Source organism: Sulfurovum sp. bin170 (assembly GCF_010892395.1).
In the GTDB taxonomy this organism is placed as follows: Bacteria; Campylobacterota; Campylobacteria; order Campylobacterales; family Sulfurovaceae; genus UBA1140.
The window spans coordinates 1-2,763 of record NZ_JAACKB010000413.1 but is presented as its reverse complement, the minus strand read 5'-3'; the positions used below and the strand labels follow the sequence as shown (position 1 = coordinate 2,763).

The 2,763-nt window shown below is 35.3% G+C and carries 4 protein-coding genes; all 4 read left to right on the top strand.

Annotation, left to right across the window (positions count from 1 at the left end; genetic code table 11):
* Positions 1-7: 7 nt before the first annotated feature.
* Genes GSY74_RS09775 through GSY74_RS09760 form a run of 4 tightly spaced genes read left to right on the top strand, consistent with a single transcriptional unit; the run spans position 8 to position 2,565 of the window.
* A complete protein-coding gene (locus GSY74_RS09775) occupies positions 8-361 on the top strand; it encodes an HIT family protein (RefSeq protein WP_164664917.1) in 354 nt (117 codons plus the stop codon).
* Positions 362-385: 24 nt separating this feature from the next.
* Complete coding sequence (gene lptE, locus GSY74_RS09770; protein ID WP_164664916.1) at positions 386-898, top strand: LPS assembly lipoprotein LptE; 513 nt, start codon at positions 386-388, stop codon at positions 896-898.
* A 29-nt stretch (positions 899-927) separates the two neighbouring features.
* Positions 928-2,088, top strand: a complete 1,161-nt coding sequence (locus GSY74_RS09765; protein WP_164664915.1) for a folylpolyglutamate synthase/dihydrofolate synthase family protein — start codon at positions 928-930, stop codon at positions 2,086-2,088.
* Positions 2,089-2,148: 60 nt separating this feature from the next.
* Positions 2,149-2,565 carry a polymer-forming cytoskeletal protein gene (locus tag GSY74_RS09760; RefSeq protein ID WP_164664914.1) on the top strand — a complete coding sequence of 139 codons (417 nt, stop codon included), beginning with the start codon at positions 2,149-2,151 and terminating at the stop codon, positions 2,563-2,565.
* Positions 2,566-2,763 lie beyond the last annotated feature (198 nt).

Genomic DNA, 2,763 nt, shown 5'->3' with positions numbered 1-2,763 from the left:
GAAAACTATTTTTGAAAACAGTCTAATACGAATTGATGTTGAGAAGTCAGAAGTTCCTTGGCTAAAGATATTCTCGCAAAAGCCATACAGAGAGTTTTTTGATGCTACGGATGAGGTAAAAGCAGAGATTTTAAGAGCTTTGGATGTTATAGGTAAAGAGATGATAGAGTTTTATGAGCCAGAGAAGATAAATATCGCTAGTTTTGGAAACTATCTTCCTCATCTGCATTGGCATGTGATGGCTCGATTTAAAAATGATAGCTATTTTCCTGAACCGATGTGGGGAAAGAAGCAGAGAAGTGGAAGTTATAGATTGGAGAGATTTGATGAGTTTATTGAGGTCATTAAGGGGAAGATTTAGATAATTTATGGTAAAACTCTTTTTATGAAAAAACTATTAACTATTCACTCTTCACTATTCATTCTGTTAGCACTAATGTTAACAGCCTGTGGCTACAAACCCTCATCCCATTTCACCCCAAAAACAATAGGTGAAAAGGTATACACGGAGGTAGAGGTCTCTCTATCTGATCCAGAGAATGCTGTTCTGGTCAAAGATGCACTAAACAGAGCGTTGTATAGTCGGCTTAAGAGTTTGGCTACGACTAAAGAGGAGGCTGATAGTACTATCAAAGTTGCTTATCACTCTATTAAATTTACTCCATTGCAATATGATAAGAATGGGTATGTGGTCTACTATCAAGCTAATATCAGGTTGAAATTCGAGCTTATTAAAGGTAAGAGTAGGGAGGAGAGGTTTATTGTTGGTAGGTATGAGTTTGCTATTAGACCATCTGCCATTATCTCCAATGATTTGAGGTTTCAGGCAATTGAGAAGGGTTCTATTCGAGCATTAGACCAATTTATCGCTTATATCTCTAGTAAAGGAGCAGTGTAGGGTGCGTTTGCTAACGCACCAATTATTCAATGAAAAATCAAAAACCATCTTTTGCAAATTTTATAACAGAGAAACCTCTTTATTATAAAGAGATTGACCATAAACGGGTGTATAGGGCTTATGCATTGCTTGAACCTTGTATTAAAAAGCCTCTTGTTGTACATATTGTTGGTACAAATGGAAAAGGGAGTACAGGGCGTATTATGGCTACTTTGTTACACTGTGCTGACTATAGGGTAGGGCATTTCTCCTCTCCTCATATTTTGAAGTTTAATGAACGGATTTGGATTGAGGGTGAGGATATTGCTGATGAGGGGTTAGAGATAGCCCATGCTAAACTCTATGCTATTTTGGGGCAAGATATTTGTGATGGATTGAGTTATTTTGAATATACAACACTTCTGGCTTTGGTTGCAATGGAAGATTTGGATGTAGTGGTGCTAGAGGCTGGTCTTGGAGGTGAGTTTGATGCCACAAATGTCGTCTCCAAGGAGCTTTCGGTAATTACCCCTATTGGGCTTGACCATCAAGATTTTTTGGGAGATACGATAGCATCTATTGCTACTACAAAACTTAACTCTATAGAGAAGAGAGCTGTTTTGGGATTTCAGCCAAATCAAGAGGTGTATGAGATTGCTGATGAAATAGCTAAGAGTAAAGAGACCAAACTCTATAAAGTTAAAGAGTCAGATGAAGAGATTTTAGCTTTAACTAGAGATCTTGGTTGGAGTTACTATCTTTATGAGAACTCTCTTTTGGCTATCTCTGGATTAGAGATTCTAAATCTATCATATAGTATAGAAAACCTTAAGTCAGTTAAACTTTTTGGTAGGTTTCACTATATCGCTCCAAATATTATAATTGATGTGGGGCATAATCTAATGGCTGCAGATGTAATTGCCAAAGCATTAGAGCAGAGATTTTGTGATAAGAGAGTAGTTTTGGTCTACAATTCTTTAGATGATAAGGATTATAGTGCTATACTTAAGAGACTTAAAAAACATATAAAAAGAGTAGAAATCATATCAATAGAGACGGATAGAGTGGTAGATGTTACGATACTACAAGATGAATTAAAAAAGCTCTCTATTGAGTATAAAGAGTTTAAAACTATTAATAAATATGAAAATTATTTGATATTTGGTTCATTTTTTGTAGTTGAAGCGTTTATTGAAAAAGATTTACTTTAAATATAAATAATAATTGGCTATAATGTATGACATTAAGTGAGATTTTACAAAGGAGAAAGAATGGGTTTTTTTGGAAGAAAAAAGAAAAAACAACCACCAGTTCAATCGGCGAGTATTATTACTCCAGGTACCTCTATCAAGGGTGAGATACGATGCGATGGAAATATACTTATAAATGGAGAGTTTGAGGGTGATATTATCTCTCAAAGTGAAGTTGTGGTAGGAAAGAGTGGGAATGTCAGAGGTCACATTCAAGCTCAAAAACTACTGGTATCAGGCATGTTTTCAGGAGAGTACACGGGTGAGGTTATAGATATTATGCCTTATGGTAAAGTTTATGGTGATGTAACGGTTAACAATATTGTTATTGAGCCAAATGCTGTATTTGAAGGTGAGACAAAGATTGTCTCTGGTCGAATTGAGAGAGACCATATGACAGATGTGCATATTAATCAACCTAAGAAATTGGGTTATTAAAAAGTTGGGTTATTAAAAAAATAAGTTACTAAGATATAAATGATACAAAGCAATATATATGAGTATCTCCTCTTGGGAGATAGCTCTTCTAACAACAGACTTTTGTTGGTCTGCAAAAATGACAAAGAGGCTATAAAAGCTTCTGACACTGCTACACTTTTAGATTATCAATCTTTTATTTTGCCAGATTTACGACTT